The sequence below is a fragment of the Streptomyces sp. NPDC107581 genome, from assembly GCF_055657175.1.
This window is the reverse complement of sequence record NZ_JBVKBH010000043.1, coordinates 1-14,102: the sequence shown is the minus strand read 5'-3', so window position 1 is coordinate 14,102 and position 14,102 is coordinate 1. Positions and strand designations below refer to the sequence as shown.

Genomic DNA, 14,102 nt, shown 5'->3' with positions numbered 1-14,102 from the left:
TCGGTGCTGGAGTCTGACGTGGGCCGGGAGGGCATGCGCTGCCAGCAGCTGGCCGTCGCGCTGGGGCTGGAGGCGGTCCCGGCGAAGGTCGAGGGGCTGCGATCGAAGGCGAAACGGCTGGTGGAGCGAGGGTGTCGACGGTCAAACAATTCCCCACCATCTGCGTGATCGACGTCAGCCAATTCCCCACCCCTGTGGTCACGACTCCCCATGGGGACGCTGACCGTCGACGGGCCCGCTGAACACGCTCGAAGTAGCCTGAGATTCCCTGTTTCAGGTGGTTTGCGAAGCTATTAGATCTTCCTTGCGAATCGGTCTGGTTCCCCATGGGCATGCCGGTGCCCGGGTTGAGGGTCCTGGCCTCTCGGAGCCGTCGAGGTCCCTCGATCTGCGAGCCGAGAGGCCGACGGACGCACCGGATGGCAAGGAGAACTTTCACCGTGGTCGACATCGTCGAGATCTACGTGCACTGGTACGCAGGCCGGTCCAAGAGCCAGGTGTCCGCCTCGCTGGGGGTGGACCGCAAGACGATCAGGAAGTATCTGGCGCCGGCGGAGGGGGCTGGGATCACTCCGGGAGGGCCGCCGATGAGCGAGGCGGACTGGGCCAAGCTGCTCAAGAGCTGGTTCCCGGAGCTGGGCAGCCGGAGGCTGAACCAGGTGCGGTGGGCAGAGATCGAGCCGCACCGGGACTACGTCAAGAGGCTGCTGGAGACCACGACGGTCACCACGATCCACCAACGGCTCCGGGACGAGGGCAAGTTGAAGGTGTCGTTGTCGACGTTCCGGCGCTGGGTGCACGAGAACCTGCCCGAGGAGGCGGCGCGCTCGAAGGTAACGGTGCTGCGGGAGAACGTCGAGCCGGGCTCGGAGGCCCAGATCGACTACGGCTTCCTGGGGCAGTGGATCAACCCGGCGACCGGGAAACGACACCGGATCTGGGCGTTCGTGATGGTGCTGCCCGCCTCGCGGCACATGTTCGTCCGCCCGGTGACCCACATGGACCAGCACGCCTGGACCGAAGCGCACGCGGAAGCCTTCCGCTTCTTCGGCGGTGTCCCGCGGCGTCTGGTGCCGGACAACCTGAAGACCGGGGTGGACAAGCCGGACCTCTACGACCCGCAGATCAACAAGTCGTACGCCGAACTCGCCTCCTATTACGGCACGTTGGTGGACCCGGCCCGCGCTTCGAAGCCTAAGGACAAGCCCAGGGTGGAGCGGCCCATGCCCTATGTCCGCGACTCGTTCTGGAGCGGGCGGACGTTCACCTCGCTGGAGCACATGCAGGCCGAGGCCCTGCTCTGGTCGAGGAACGTCGCCGGTCAGCGGCAGTGCCGGCCACTGGACGGTGCGAAGCCGCTGTCGGTGTTCGAGGCGGTGGAGGCCGAGGCCCTGCTTCCGCTGCCGGAGGAGTCGTTCGTCCTGGCCAGATGGTCGAAGGCCACGGTCGGCCCGGACATCCACATCAAGGTCGGCCGCACCCTCTACTCGGTGCCCTGGAAACTGATCGGACGCCGCGTCGATGTCCGCTCCACGGCTGTCACGGTGCAGATCTTCCACGAGGGCGAGCTGGTCAAGACCCACGCCGCCCTGGAGCAGGGCAAACGCACGGACAGAGGCGACTACCCGCCCGAGAAGATCGCTTTCCAGATGAGGACGCCGATCTGGTGCCGCGGCCAGGCGTCCCAGGTCGGGGACGCCTGCCGGGAGGTGATCGACCAGCTCCTGGAGGTCAATGCCCTCTACCGGCTCCGCGCCGCCCAAGGGGTCCTGGGCTTGCGGAAGAAGTACGGCGACATCCGGCTGGAGGCCGCCTGCCGCAAGGCGGTCGCGGTCGGCGACCCCTCTTATCGCACCGTCAAGGGCATCCTGGTCGCCGGCACCGAGACCGACCCGGAACCCGAGACCGGCGATGCCGGAGCCTCGGCCTTCCTGCACGGGCCCGAGGGCCTGTTCGCCGCCACCGTCCCCACCCAGACGCCCGGCAGTGTCCACGACGACCAGGGCCGCGATGACGCCGAGGAGGCCGCCCGATGAGCGTGATGACCACCGCCCTGCGCGATTCCCTCAAGACCCTCCGGCTGTCCGGCATGCTCGAGACCCTCGATGCCCGCCTCACCCAGGCCCAGAAAGGCGAACTCGGACACCTCGACTTCCTGCAGGTCCTCTGCCACGACGAGATCACCCGCCGCGAGTCCGTCGCGCTCGAACGCCGCCTTCGCAAAGCCAAGTTCGAGCAGCAGGCCACCCTGGAGGGCTTCGACTTCAACGCCTCCCCGAAACTGCCCGCCGCCCAGATCCGCGACCTCGCGGCCCTGCGCTGGCTCCACTCCGGCGAGTCCGTAATTCTGTTCGGACCCGTCGGCGTCGGGAAGACACACGTCGCCCAGGCCCTCGGCCACCAGGCCGTCCGCCAAGGCGCCAACGTCCGCTTCGCCAAGACCAGCCGCATCCTCGCCGAGCTCGCCGGCGGCCACGCGGACCGCACCTGGGACAAGCGCATGCGCGAACTCATCCGCCCCGACCTGCTCATCCTCGACGACTTCGCCATGCGCCAGCTGTCCGCGTCCCAGGCCGACGATCTCTATGAACTCGTCTCCGAGCGGCAGGGCCGGTCCTTGATCATCACCAGCAACAGGGCGCCCAGCGACTGGTATCCCCTCTTCCCCAACCCGGTCGTCGCCGAGTCGCTGCTGGACCGGCTGATCAACTCTAGCCACCAGGTCATCATGAACGGCCCCAGCTACCGGCCGAACAAGCGCCCCAGGAACCCCACTGAGAAGCCTCCGACCACCTGACCGCTGCCACGGGGGCTGAAGTGATCGCTTCCGCAGCCCCGCGGTTCAGTCCCCGCTGGTCCGCGTGGATGATGGCGCGGTGACGAACATCAGCGACGCCCATGTGAAGGTCCACTTCCGGATGGAGGTGGGCGAGGACGGCTGGCCGCCGGCGAGCGTCGAGAGCCTGTGGGCACTGGACCTCGGCGACGGAACGGTGCGTCTCGACAACACTCCGTGGTTCGTGCGTGGTGTCGCGAGCGGCGATGTCGTCCGCGTGGACGTCGATGATGACGGCCTGCGCTGGGCCGGGGAGACCGTTCATGCTTCGGAGAACTGCACCATCCGGTTGATCGTGCTGAAGGACGGAGGCTCCGCTGCGGCCCGACAGACCGTGCTGGAGACCTTCCACCGGCTCGGCACCACGGGCGAGGGCATCGAGCAGTTCCGGATGGTCGCGCTGGACATCCCGCCGGAAGCAGACATTCAGCGGATCCGCAAGCTGTTGGAACACGGCGACGCGAAAGGTTGGTGGCACTGGGAAGAGGGATGTGTCACTGCCGCCTGGAGAGCCAGTGCAGGCACTGAGGACGATTGAGCGCCGCCTTGATTGCTCGCGTCAGCAACCGGACGCGAGAGGGTGGGGAATTGTCTGGCGTTTGACATGGGGAATTGGCTGACCGTCGACACTTTATGCGTTGAAACGACACGCCCTCCTGGCGGAGCAGGACCCGAAGGCCCTCGTGGCTGATGTCGTCGATCACCCCCTCGGCGACCAGGAAGTCGGCCAGCTTGACCAGGCTCCACGTCGAGAACGGCAGACCGTGCTCGGCCGGCTTGGACTTGGCGATCTTCTTGATCTCACGCCGCTCGGGCAGGGTGAACGTCCTTGGCCGGCCGCCGGAGTACTTCGGATACAGGGAGTCGAATCCGTCTGCATTGAAGTTATGAATCACGTCCCGGACCCGATCCGGGCTGGTGAACGTCACCTCGGCGATCTTCACCACCGGCATACTCTGGGCGGACAGCAACACCATCTGTGCCCGTCGCCAGGTCACCACTGACCCGCTGCCCCTGCGGACAATCCGCAGCAACCGTCTGCCTTCGTCGTCATCGATCTCACGGACGCGTACTCGTTCTGCCACCCGGACAGCTTGGCGGCACCGAACCGCACGGGCCAACGTCCACCGTCGTGTCACATCACAACGGGACGAGGTTTCTGTGATGCGGCACTAGGGACTGTCTCTGGTTGTGATCAAGCTCGGGGATAGGTGCCGGTCCGGTAGGACTGTGGTGTGACGCGTGCGCAACTCACGGACGAAGAGTGGGAGTTCATCGGGCCGTTCCTGCCGGTCGGCAGTTTCGGCCCGTACCCCGAGCGGCTGCGTGAGCAGTTCGAAGGGGTGATCTGGCGGTTCCGGACCGGCAGCCAGTGGAGGGAGATGCCTGAGCGGTTCGGCGCCTGGCAGACCGTCTACAACCGCTTCATGAGATGGCGGGACGCGGGAGTCTTCCAGGCCCTGCTGGACGAGGCGATCGCCGAAGCCGCCCGACGGGACGAGATCGACATGTCCCTGGTCAGCGTGGACTCCACCACCACGCGAGCCCATCACGACGCCGCCGGCCTGCGGGTCAGCGAACAGACCCTGGCCGCACTCGAAGAGGCGGCCGCGCAAAAAGGGGAGCGTCGAAGGGACAAGACGGGCAGGACGGTGAAAGCGATCCGGTCCGCGCCGAACGCCGACGCATCCGCTTACGACGGCGGGCCCGGCTGAAGGCCGCCCTCCTCGGGTGGTCCCGCGGCGGGCTGACCAGCAAGATCCACCTGGCCGCCGACCGGCGCTGCCGGCCGATGGCACTCCTTCTGACCGCCGGACAGGCCGCCGACAGCCCCCACTTCATCCCGGTCCTGAGCAAGGTGCGGGTGCGTGTGCCTGTCGGCCGTCCCCGCACCCGGCCCACCGCCGTGGCTGGCGATAAGGCCTACTCCTCCCGCGCCAACCGAGCCCACCTGCGCAAACGCCGCATCAAGGCGGTCATCCCGGAGAAGATGGACCAAGCCGCCGACCGCAGGAAGAAAGGCAGCCGGGGCGGCAGGCCTGTCACCCACAACGCCGATCTCTACCGCGACCGCAACACGGTCGAGCGTGCGATCAACAGGATGAAGGACTGGCGCGGTATCGCGACCCGCTACGACAAGACGCCCGACAGCTACCTCGCCGGACTCCATCTCCGCGCAGCGACCATCTGGATCAGCAGCCTCCTGAAAACTCAATGATCACAACTGGAGACAGTCCCTAGCGCCCGGTCGTCCCGTCGATCTGCTCCCGCAAGATATCCGCATGGCCAGCATGCCGGGCGGTCTCGCTGGTCATGTGAGCAACGACCCACCGCACCGAGAGGAACGTGCCCTCGACCGGTATCGCGACAGACTCCCCCAGGTCGTCGACGGAACGAATCGCGGCGTCGCTGGCCGCGATCGCCGCGTCGTAATCGGCCAGCACCTGCCCGGCACTACGACCGGCCGGCACCTGCATGCCGACATCCCCGGGATTGTCCGACTCCCGACCGGCCACGTGATACCCGAACCAGAACCGCTCCGCCAGAGTCAGATGATGGACCAGGCCCAGCAACGTGGTCCCCGACTCCACCAAGCCCCGGCGTAGCTGCTCCTCCGTCAGACCGTCGGTCTTCTTCACCACGCACTGCCTGGAGAACGACAGGAAAGCCATCGCGGTATCCAGTTCACTACCGTCATTGCGGGGCACCGGGCGGCGCTGAGTCTCAGCCATGCAGGTGACTTTAGCGGCGCACGTCCCGCCCGCGCCGCGAATTACAGGGCGAACGTTGCCTGATACGGCACTAACTTGTCTGCACCTGAGGCCATCCACGGGCTGCCGACAGCCAGCATTCCGGTGCCCAGGGCGATGACCGGGGCGCCGCCGGCACAGAGGACGCCTGTTCCGCAGGCCGTGACGCCTGTGGCGATCGCACCGCCCCCGAAGGTGTCGATAATGCCGCCGCCGACGGCCTGGACGCGTCCGCTCCAAAAATCGCTGCTCTGAACCAGACTGTCCAGATAGTTCCCGAGCCAACTGTTACTGTCATTGGGGCCCTTGACCGGGGCGCTGCAGTCTTGCGGCAGCGAGGTGTGGGCGCAGCGATTGCCGGTGTTGGAGTCGGTGGCGGGAGTGACGTCGCCGGAGCTGGTCGTCGTCGCCGTACCGCCTTGTGTGCCCGTCCCCGACGCATGGCCCTGGTTCTCGTGGCCGTGCTTCTTCTCCCACTCCTCGACCGACTTCGTCCCACCGCACACTCCGTCGTGCATGCACACGCCTTGACCGGAGGGGTCGCTGGAGGTGACCGGTGTGTTGTTGGCGTAGGCGTAGCCGTTGAGGGACTGGTGCTGGTCCAGGGTCAGCAGCGGGTCGACGCTGATGAACTGGCCGATGGTGGGGTCGTATTCACGGGCGCCCACGTGGGTCAGGCCGGTCGTGCCGTCGGCCGGCTTGCCGAGGAACGCCTTCTCGTCGGGCCAGGACGCCGGTTTCGTGCCGCGCGGGGCGCCGAAGGGCGTGCTGTAGCGCTTGGTGACCGCGTACGTGCTCGCGTCGAGGGCGATGCCGGACGTGCCGTGCTGGTCGGCGGCCAGGAAGCTGAGCTTCGAGCCCGACATTCCGGACGTCGCCGTGCGGACGGCGATGGTCTGGCCGTTGGCCGTGTAGGCGCGTGTGCCGGAGGCGGTCTTCGTGGTGCCCTTGGTGGTGAGGTGCAGTTCTGTGCCGGCGCCCAGGTAGAGGACGGTTTCGCCGTCTCCCTTGGCGCGACGGATCAGCAGCTCACCGGCCGCGTCGTAGAGGTAGCTCGTCTCCTTCGTGCCCTCGGTGAGCTTGGTCAGGTCACCCTCGGTGTTCCAGGCCAGGGTCTGCTGGGCGCTCGGTCCGGGGCCGTGAGGTGGTGTTGCCGGCGCTGTCGTAGGAGTAGGTGGCCGCACGAGCGCCGGTGGTCTTGTCGAGCGTGTGCGGCTTGGTGTCGGTGGTGTTGTCGTAGGTGTACGACGTGGCCTTGTCGCCCGAGGAGGTGTGCTGCGTCTCCGTCTTGCGCTGGCCGGCGCCGTTGTAGGTGTACGACGTCCAGTACGGCGCCGCGCCGTCGAGGTTGGCCACCGTCCGGCCGGAGGCCGAGCAGTCCGCCGTCTTCGGGGTCCACGCCTCGCTCACCCGGCGGTCGCCGTCGTAGGCGAAGCACTGGTAGTCGGCCTTGGCCGTGCCGCCTTGCGTGGTGGCGTCGAAGATGGACGTGACGTTGCCCGCGTCGTCCTGGGTGAACTTCAACTCCTGCGGCATGTAGCCGTGCACGTCGTCGGTGACGTAGGAGCGGGTGAGGCGGCGGGTGCCCTCCTCGTAGTCCCAGTTGAGGTACGCCTTCTTCGCCGAGGACGCACCGTCCATGCCCAGGGTGAGCTGGCGCAGGTCACCTTCCGGGGAGAAGGCGGCACCCTGCAGGTAGCCCGTGGTGCCCTTGGCGGTGAGCTGCCCTCCGAGCGCGTTGTAGGTGTAGGAGACTCCCTCCGCGGCCAAGCCGCCCACCGCCGGGGCCGAGTACTGGCTGATCGAGCCGTCGAGGTTGTAGCCGGTGGTGAACGACAGGGACTTGCCGATATAGCCACCGGTGACGAGCCGTTCGGTGTCGGGGAGGATCAGCTGGTTGCTGGTCGCGTGGTACATCGCGTCGAAGGCCGTGACCTTCTGGGTGTACGCCTTGCCGGTCGCTCCGCTGTCGTACCGGCTGGCGGTGTCCTGCTGGCCCTTGGCGACCTGGTCGTAGCCCCAGCTGGCGAGCTTGTCGGCGCATGGGCCGACACCGGCTACCGCACCAAAGTCATCGAACACAGGAGTGGGCGCCCAACTGCGCGGCCAGCAGCAACGCGTTCCCGCCGCCCAGATGGCGGGCGGTGGGCCGAGCAACGTACGGCTGCTGAGTTGGCATGCGCTCGGGCGGCTCCGGCGCTGTGATCAGACCAGCACGCCAAGATCATGTCAGCAAGATCAGCCGTTTCGGAACGCCCCTTGGCGGTGGTCTGAGCGCTGCTATATTCCGCTGGCCGGCAGGGTTGGATCACAGGGGGTAGACATGAACGCGGTCCGACGCACGGTGTGTGCCGTGGCAGTGACCATGGCGCTGGGCGTCACAACTGCGTGTGGCGGGTCTGAGGCGAAGGCCCACTCCGTGACGTCGCACTCCGGGGGACAGTCGAAGGGCAAGGCTGCGGGACTCGCCCCCAGGGCGCAAGCCGTGGTCCTGAGCGAGAAGCAGCTCAATGTGGTCGCCTTCTCCGACACAGACTTTCCGCTGCTCAAACGCGCGCCGAGGAACGACCGCACAGGTGTGCTGCGCATCAGATACAAGGCGGATGCGGGCGGCCCTGAGTGCACGACCTTCCTCAACGCCCAGCTAACGAGCGGCTCCTACTATCACGAGCTGCACGAGGTCGACAGGGGATACACGCTCACCACCGCTGACCGTACGGTCCAGTTGGTGAGCGCGGCGATCAGTTACTCCAGTGCCCGGGAGGCTGAGCAAGTCATCAACGACGCCCGGACGTCCATCAGGCACTGCTCCGATCTTCGCTACCGGCTCCACAGCTACTCCTTCTCCTTCGAGGAGATAGCCAGTCTGCCGATCCCGCGCACAGGCGACGACTCCACAGCGTTCCAGGAGTCGTGGAGCCTGAATGGCGGACAGACCCAGCCGTGGGCCACGGAGCTGATTCGCGTGGGCACCGTCGTAGTCAGCGTAATCGCGACAGGCAGTTCCGACCCGACCGGGCTGCTCCGGCAGACGGGGAAGCGGGCGGCGGCCGAGATCCGCCACGAAGAGGAACGCGCTGCAGATGCTGCCTCGCGGCAGACCGGTTGACGCATGGCCTTCCACCTGTTCGCCGGAGTGAAGCTGATCCGGTCCCTCTGAGGGTTGACCCCCTGTCGGCTCCCATGTGCCGCACCGCTCAGACGACCTGAGGCCCGTACTGCCATGTGGCACGCGTTTCGGTGCGCAGGTCGTGAATGGATACTCTCCCTACTCTTGCCGCGCAGGCCTCATCCGCCGGGACCGGCCATTCGACCGCGGTGCTATCCATTGATCACCGTGCGGTGGTCACGAGCACTGCTCGGGACTTGTGGATCGGTCCTCGGGGCGGGACGCGAAGGGCGTACCTTCCCGAATGATCCTGTGATGGTCACCGAGTAGGCCCGCGTTCGCAGCGCGGGTCGGAAAGGCACGCCCGTGCTCAGCGTAGTCACCGATGACGGCACCACCGAGACCGGCTCCCTGCTGGATGACATCGTGCGCGAGGGCGCTCGGCGGATGCTCGCAGCCGCGCTGGAACCCGACGTCAACCAGTACATAGCCGAGTTGGCTGCCCAGCAGGACGACCAGGGGCGCCGTCTGGTGGTCCGTAACGGCCACCACCGGCCGCGCACTGTCACCACTGGCGCTGGCCCAGTCGAGGTCCCGCTCCTCGAGTGAATGACAAACGCCTTGACGATAAGACCGGGGAGAGGAAGCGGTTCTCCTCGAAGATCCTGCCACCGTGGTGCCGCAAGTCGCCGAAAGTATCAGAGGTGCTGCCGCTGCTGTACCTGCACGGCCTGTCGACCGGGGACTTGGTACCCGCGCTGGAGTAGTTCCTCGGCACGTCCGCCGGGCTGTCGCCGGCCGCCGTGAACCGGCTCACGAAACAGTGGCAGGACGACCATGCCGCGTTCCAGCAGCGCGATCTCTCCGAAAACGACTACGTCTACGTGTGGGCGGACGGCGTGCACCCCAAGGTCCGCCTGGGCCAGGCGCACTCCTGCGTCCTGGTGCTGATGGGGGTGCGCCAGGACGGCACCTGATCGCACTGGCCGAGGGCCTGCGGGAGTCCGCCGAGTCCTGGGCCGACCTGCTGCGTGACTGCCGGCGGCGCGGCATGCGTTGCCCGGAGCTGGTCATTGGAGACGTGCGATGGGCCTGTGGAAGGCCCTTGCCGAGGTGTTCCCCGCTGCATGCCATCAGCGCTGCTGGGTGCACAAACTGTAGAACGTCACGAACGCCCTTCGAAGTCCGCGCAGCCGGGCGCGAAGAAGGCTCTGCAGGAGATCTGCAACGCCCAGGACCGTAACCAGGCCGCAAGAGCAGTCAGGGCGTTTGAGAAGACGTACGGTGCGAAGTGACCCAAGGCCGTGAAGAAGATCACCGCCGGCGTCGACGAGCTGCTCGCGTTCTACGACTTCCCCGCCGAGCACTGGATCCACCTGCGCACCACGAATCCAATCGAGTCGACCTTCTCCACGGTCAAGCTCCGGACCAAGGTCACCCGTGGTGCGGGCAGCCCGGCCGCCGCACTCGCGATGGTTTTCAAGCTCGCCGAATCCGCCCAGGCCCGTTGGCGCGCGATCACTGCACCCCACCTCGTCGCCTCGGTCCGCGCCGGGGCCCACTTCGAGAACGGCCACCTTGTCGAACGCCCCGAGGCCCCCGCGGCCTGAGCAGCCTTACCTAGGGGGCCGGGGCCGGCTGCGCCCAGCCCGGGTCACGGGCCCAGATACACCGTGGCTGCGCATACCGCCGTCCCCAGGCCGGCCCCCAGGAAGACCTGGGCCGGTGTGTGTACGCGCAAAGTGCAGGCGGGACCAGGCGACCGCGGCGACGAGGAGATACAGCACGGCCCCACGCACGTCCACGAGGAGTGTCAGGAGCGTGACGCTGGCGGCGGCCGCACTGGTATGTAGGGAGATGTTGCTGGCGCAGGTGCACGCGAGGACCAGAGCGGTCAAGAGGAGAGCGGTACGTCCTGCTGCCAGCAAGGGTGGTGGCGCTCCGAGGTACCCGCAGAGCAACCACACGGCTGCTGCCGCGATGACGCTCGACCCCAACAGCATCAGACGGGGTCTGCGCTGGGATGGCACGGGGCTCGGCCACCACCCGAGGTGAGTGCCCGTAACGGCAAGCGCAGCGCACAGCAGTGCCCAGCTCCCGCTCCCGCCCAGCCCCCACAAAAGCCCGTAGTCATGGGGCCGGGTGATGTGCCAGCTGACCGCGCCGCCGGCGAGCACTGGCAGGAAGGGAGGGGTGAAGCATGTGCTCAGCCGTCGCGCCAGCCGCGTGCGGCCGTACTCCGTCGTGATCATCAACATGACCGGTGAACGAGCCAGCCGCGGTGAAGTTGCCGCTCTCTGCAGATGGCGCGCGAGCCACCGGCCGCAGGACGACCGGTGCCGGACACATGTCCCGGTGCGGCACCTTTCCCGTTGTGCCGTACACACGCTGACGTTCCGGGTCAACGAAATGGCACCGGGCCCGGCCGCACGTCAGCGCCTTCCGCAAGGCATAGGGCCGTCAGGCGGTCACGCTGCCGCGATCATTCGACATGGTCGAAGTCGTCCTGCATTCGGACACCAGGGGCCCCGAGGGCCTTGGGCAGGGCGTTGCGGGTGCGTCGGCGGAAGGCCAGGAGGCTGATGAATGCGGCCGCGGTGAACCAGGTGAGCTGGATGGCGAGGTAGGAGAGCACGTGGGCGGAGGTGAACCCGGCGGCCATGGCGGTCTGGACGGTCCCGTAGGAAGGCAGGTAGCGGATAGCAGCACCGTTCGCACCGGAGCTGACGATCGGGTTCTGCAGGGCGGTGTCCAGGACACTGATCATGACCAGTGCGAACATGCCCTCGACTTCTTTGCGTAACAGGGATCCGAAGATGACACCCAGCGCGCCATAGGTCATGGCAGCGCAGAAGAGAGCGGCGGCCAGAAGAAGGGGCTGCGGCGGCATCCAGGACAGGCATGTGATGGCGGTGGCATACCCGGCGACGACCACGGAGGCGACGGTGAGCGCCGCGGTCTTGGCCAGGATCAGATGAGAGCGCGGGTAGCCGGCGAGCGCAAGACGGTGGTCGAAGCGACCGTTGGCGAAGCTCGCGGCAAACATCATGAAGCCGGTGATCAGGACGACGGCGTTGATGGTTCCGGTGATCTGGGTGAGTTCATTGCCGGGGGGCGCCACGATGTGCCCGGTGGCGCGCAGACGGAAACGGACGGGCGCGTCGGGAATGACGAGATGGGCCACGGCGCTCCACGTGGGGATGAACGCGGCGACCAAGAGCATGGCGAACCGGTTACGGGCGTGGATGACGAGTTCGTACCGGCTCGCCGTGGTGAACAAGGACAGGTGCCTTCTCATGCCGACGCCTCGTCGTGCGCGTGGAGCAGGCCGTCGGACAAATGCCAGAGCTCGTCCAGACGATGGGTGTCGTGGGCGAGATGGGAGACGACGAGAACGGTACGTCCGGCGTCGCGCAGGTGGGTGGCCAGGTCCCAGAAACGCAGGTAGGTGTCCCAGTCGAAGCCCTGGTAGGGCTCGTCGAGCAGCAGCGTCTGCGGATCGTGCATCAGTGCCAGTGTGAGGTTGAGTTTCTGCCGGGTGCCGCCACTGAGTACTCCGGCGAGTTCGTCGAGGTAGCCGGAGAACTGCAGAACTTCCATGATCTCCTGCGCACGGCCTAGGTCGGGCAGACCGCGGGCGGTCCGGAAGAGCTCCAAGTGCTGCCCCACAGTCAGAGCGTCGTTGACGACCACGCCCTGAGGGCAGTAGCCGAATCCGCCGTGGTGGCGGACGCTCCCCTGACTGGGGCACAGCTCGCCTGCCAAGATTTTGAGAAGGGTCGTCTTACCGGCGCCGTTCTCTCCGACGATCCCGGCCAGAGCCCCACCGCGTAACTCCAGGTCGATGCCACGCAGCACCCACCGTTTGCCGTAGGCATGATGCAGTTCCCTGATCTCCATCAGGCCCTCCCTGGACTTGGTCGACCCGGCACAGGGTGTGGCCGGGCCGCTGATTGCTAACGGCCCGGCACATGAAATGTCACTGGGCGGCCAAGCGGCTCGGAGGAGCCTGAACCAGGGGTTTATCGTTCCGCCGCAGCGGACGCCGAGGGGCCTTTCGGTCACCCGCACTCAGGGCTGGTGCGGCGTGACTTGCGGGATCTCCCCGTCGTTGCACCCCACGAAGACCTCGTGCAGGGCGGGGCGACCGACTTGGGGCCCCGATCGATGACCCAGACGACCGATGTTCATTACCGGCAACACGTCCTGCCGTACTACCAGGCGGTCGAGTCACGCCTCGGGTATGCGACGCTGCTCGGTCGCACGCGTCACTTCGGCTGGTATGAGCCCGGCCATTCACCCTGGCAATTCGCGGCAGCTATGCGGCGCATGGAACGTGTCGTGGCCCGCAAACTGGACCTGCCTCCGGCGTCGTCGGTACTCGATGCCGGGTGCGGGGTCGGTGACACGGCGCGCACGGTCGCGCGCGCGAGCGGGGTGCACGTCACCGGGATCGACGGGATCGAGCCTGACGTCGCCATCGCGCGGCAGCGCTCGGCCCACGCCGACGAGTCGGGTGGGCGCACACGTTTCCTCCTGGCCAACTATCACGCCATCCCGTTCGCCGATTCCTCCTTCGACGGCGTCTACACAATGGAGTCCTTCGTCCACTCCCCGGACCCCCGGCGGGGGCTCGCCGAGTTCTTCCGCATCGTGCGCCCGGGCGGGAGGCTGGTCATGTCCGAGTATTCGAGCACTCCCCAGGCTCATCTGGTGCCCAACGCCCGGTCCGCGCTGCTCAGGGTCTGTGAGCTCTCTGGCATGCCGGGCATGCTCACGATGACTCACGGACATCTGGAGTGGCTTCTCCAACAGGCTGGTTTCGTTGTCGAATCCGTATGTGACGCGACGGAGAAGGTCCTGCCCATGCTGCGGTGTTTCTCGGTTCTCGGCCGCCTGCCCTATGCGATCGCACGTGGCGTGGGCTGCGGCGACTTCCTGGTCAACGCGATGAGCGGGGTGGAGATGTACCGGCACCAGGACACATGGCGGTACAACATCTGTGTTGCCACCAGGCCATGACGGGCTGCCTTGCCAGTAGCGGAACCGGAGGCTGGCTTCCCTTCCGAACCGCGAGCGGTCCGGACGGCGTGAGTTAGGGACTGTCTCTGGTTGTGATCAAGCTCGGGGATAGGTGCCGGTCCGGTAGGACTGTGGTGTGACGCGTGCGCAACTCACGGACGAAGAGTGGGAGTTCATCGGGCCGTTCCTGCCGGTCGGCAGTTTCGGCCCGTACCCCGAGCGGCTGCGTGAGCAGTTCGAAGGGGTGATCTGGCGGTTCCGGACCGGCAGCCAGTGGAGGGAGATGCCTGAGACGCCATCCGCTTATCGATCACGTGGATGGCCTGGTCGAACTGGGTTCCTGATCGGGTGATCGTGTGCGGACTGACGCATGGAAGCAGGGCCT

Annotated in this window: 10 protein-coding genes and 4 pseudogenes; 8 read left to right on the top strand and 6 right to left on the bottom strand. The window is 66.8% G+C overall.

All coding sequences use genetic code 11. The features are described from left to right. The first annotated feature begins 440 nt into the window (after positions 1-440). From istA to ACZ7P3_RS42195, 3 genes are all read left to right on the top strand, one after another. Positions 441-2,036: an IS21 family transposase gene (istA, locus tag ACZ7P3_RS42205; RefSeq protein ID WP_472089994.1), complete on the top strand. Its 1,596-nt coding sequence runs from the start codon at positions 441-443 to the stop codon at positions 2,034-2,036. Next, the gene (gene istB / locus ACZ7P3_RS42200; protein ID WP_469563433.1) at positions 2,033-2,797 is read left to right on the top strand and encodes an IS21-like element helper ATPase IstB; all 765 of its coding nucleotides are present in this window, start codon (positions 2,033-2,035) and stop codon (positions 2,795-2,797) included. Before istA ends, istB begins: the two co-directional genes overlap by 4 nt. A gap of 79 nt (positions 2,798-2,876) precedes the next feature. Beyond that, the gene (locus tag ACZ7P3_RS42195; RefSeq protein ID WP_472089993.1) at positions 2,877-3,374 is read left to right on the top strand and encodes a DUF4265 domain-containing protein; all 498 of its coding nucleotides are present in this window, start codon (positions 2,877-2,879) and stop codon (positions 3,372-3,374) included. Positions 3,375-3,441: 67 nt separating this feature from the next. Here the strand turns inward: ACZ7P3_RS42195 and ACZ7P3_RS42190 are convergent. After that, positions 3,442-3,921: pseudogene (locus ACZ7P3_RS42190) on the bottom strand (helix-turn-helix domain-containing protein); the annotation flags it as partial. Between the two features lie 150 nt (positions 3,922-4,071). Between ACZ7P3_RS42190 and ACZ7P3_RS42185 the strand changes: the two are divergent. Next, positions 4,072-5,054 (top strand): annotated as a pseudogene (locus ACZ7P3_RS42185) (IS5 family transposase). A gap of 19 nt (positions 5,055-5,073) precedes the next feature. Here the strand turns inward: ACZ7P3_RS42185 and ACZ7P3_RS42180 are convergent. From ACZ7P3_RS42180 to ACZ7P3_RS42170, 3 genes are read right to left on the bottom strand one after another with little or no spacing between them, the layout of a single operon-like run. Continuing rightward, positions 5,074-5,568, bottom strand: coding sequence for a DinB family protein (locus ACZ7P3_RS42180; RefSeq protein ID WP_472089992.1), 495 nt, complete (start codon positions 5,566-5,568; stop codon positions 5,074-5,076). Positions 5,569-5,609: 41 nt separating this feature from the next. After that, positions 5,610-6,770, bottom strand: a complete 1,161-nt coding sequence (locus tag ACZ7P3_RS42175) for an RHS repeat-associated core domain-containing protein (protein WP_472089991.1) — start codon at positions 6,768-6,770, stop codon at positions 5,610-5,612. Continuing rightward, positions 6,676-7,668, bottom strand: a complete 993-nt coding sequence (locus ACZ7P3_RS42170) for a hypothetical protein (protein ID WP_472089990.1) — start codon at positions 7,666-7,668, stop codon at positions 6,676-6,678. Before ACZ7P3_RS42170 ends, ACZ7P3_RS42175 begins: the two co-directional genes overlap by 95 nt. Before the next feature lie 271 nt (positions 7,669-7,939). On the opposite strand from ACZ7P3_RS42170, the gene ACZ7P3_RS42165 reads away from it, so the two are divergent. Both ACZ7P3_RS42165 and ACZ7P3_RS42160 read left to right on the top strand, forming a co-directional pair. Beyond that, on the top strand, positions 7,940-8,695 hold the full coding sequence (locus ACZ7P3_RS42165; protein WP_472089989.1) for a hypothetical protein: 756 nt from the start codon (positions 7,940-7,942) through the stop codon (positions 8,693-8,695). A gap of 366 nt (positions 8,696-9,061) precedes the next feature. Further along, positions 9,062-10,305 (top strand): annotated as a pseudogene (locus ACZ7P3_RS42160) (IS256 family transposase). A gap of 872 nt (positions 10,306-11,177) precedes the next feature. On the opposite strand, the gene ACZ7P3_RS42155 reads toward ACZ7P3_RS42160, so the two are convergent. Further along, complete coding sequence (locus tag ACZ7P3_RS42155) at positions 11,178-11,993, bottom strand: ABC transporter permease (RefSeq protein ID WP_472089988.1); 816 nt, start codon at positions 11,991-11,993, stop codon at positions 11,178-11,180. Then, the gene (locus ACZ7P3_RS42150; protein WP_472089987.1) at positions 11,990-12,595 is read right to left on the bottom strand and encodes an ATP-binding cassette domain-containing protein; all 606 of its coding nucleotides are present in this window, start codon (positions 12,593-12,595) and stop codon (positions 11,990-11,992) included. The genes ACZ7P3_RS42155 and ACZ7P3_RS42150 overlap by 4 nt, the downstream gene beginning before the upstream one ends. 267 nt (positions 12,596-12,862) lie before the next feature. Between ACZ7P3_RS42150 and ACZ7P3_RS42145 the strand changes: the two genes are divergently transcribed. Then, positions 12,863-13,717, top strand: a complete 855-nt coding sequence (locus ACZ7P3_RS42145) for a class I SAM-dependent methyltransferase (RefSeq protein ID WP_472089986.1) — start codon at positions 12,863-12,865, stop codon at positions 13,715-13,717. Between the two features lie 136 nt (positions 13,718-13,853). Next, positions 13,854-14,006 (top strand): annotated as a pseudogene (locus ACZ7P3_RS42140) (transposase); the annotation flags it as partial. Between the last annotated feature and the right edge of the window lie 96 nt (positions 14,007-14,102).

Coding starts and splice junctions, on each gene's coding strand:
- istB (WP_469563433.1), top strand. CDS start 2,033: ATGAGCGTGATGACCACCGCCCTGCGCGATTCCCTCAAGACCCTCCGG.
- ACZ7P3_RS42150 (WP_472089987.1), bottom strand. CDS start 12,595: ATGGAGATCAGGGAACTGCATCATGCCTACGGCAAACGGTGGGTGCTG.
- ACZ7P3_RS42145 (WP_472089986.1), top strand. CDS start 12,863: ATGACCCAGACGACCGATGTTCATTACCGGCAACACGTCCTGCCGTAC.
- ACZ7P3_RS42180 (WP_472089992.1), bottom strand. CDS start 5,568: ATGGCTGAGACTCAGCGCCGCCCGGTGCCCCGCAATGACGGTAGTGAA.
- ACZ7P3_RS42155 (WP_472089988.1), bottom strand. CDS start 11,993: ATGAGAAGGCACCTGTCCTTGTTCACCACGGCGAGCCGGTACGAACTC.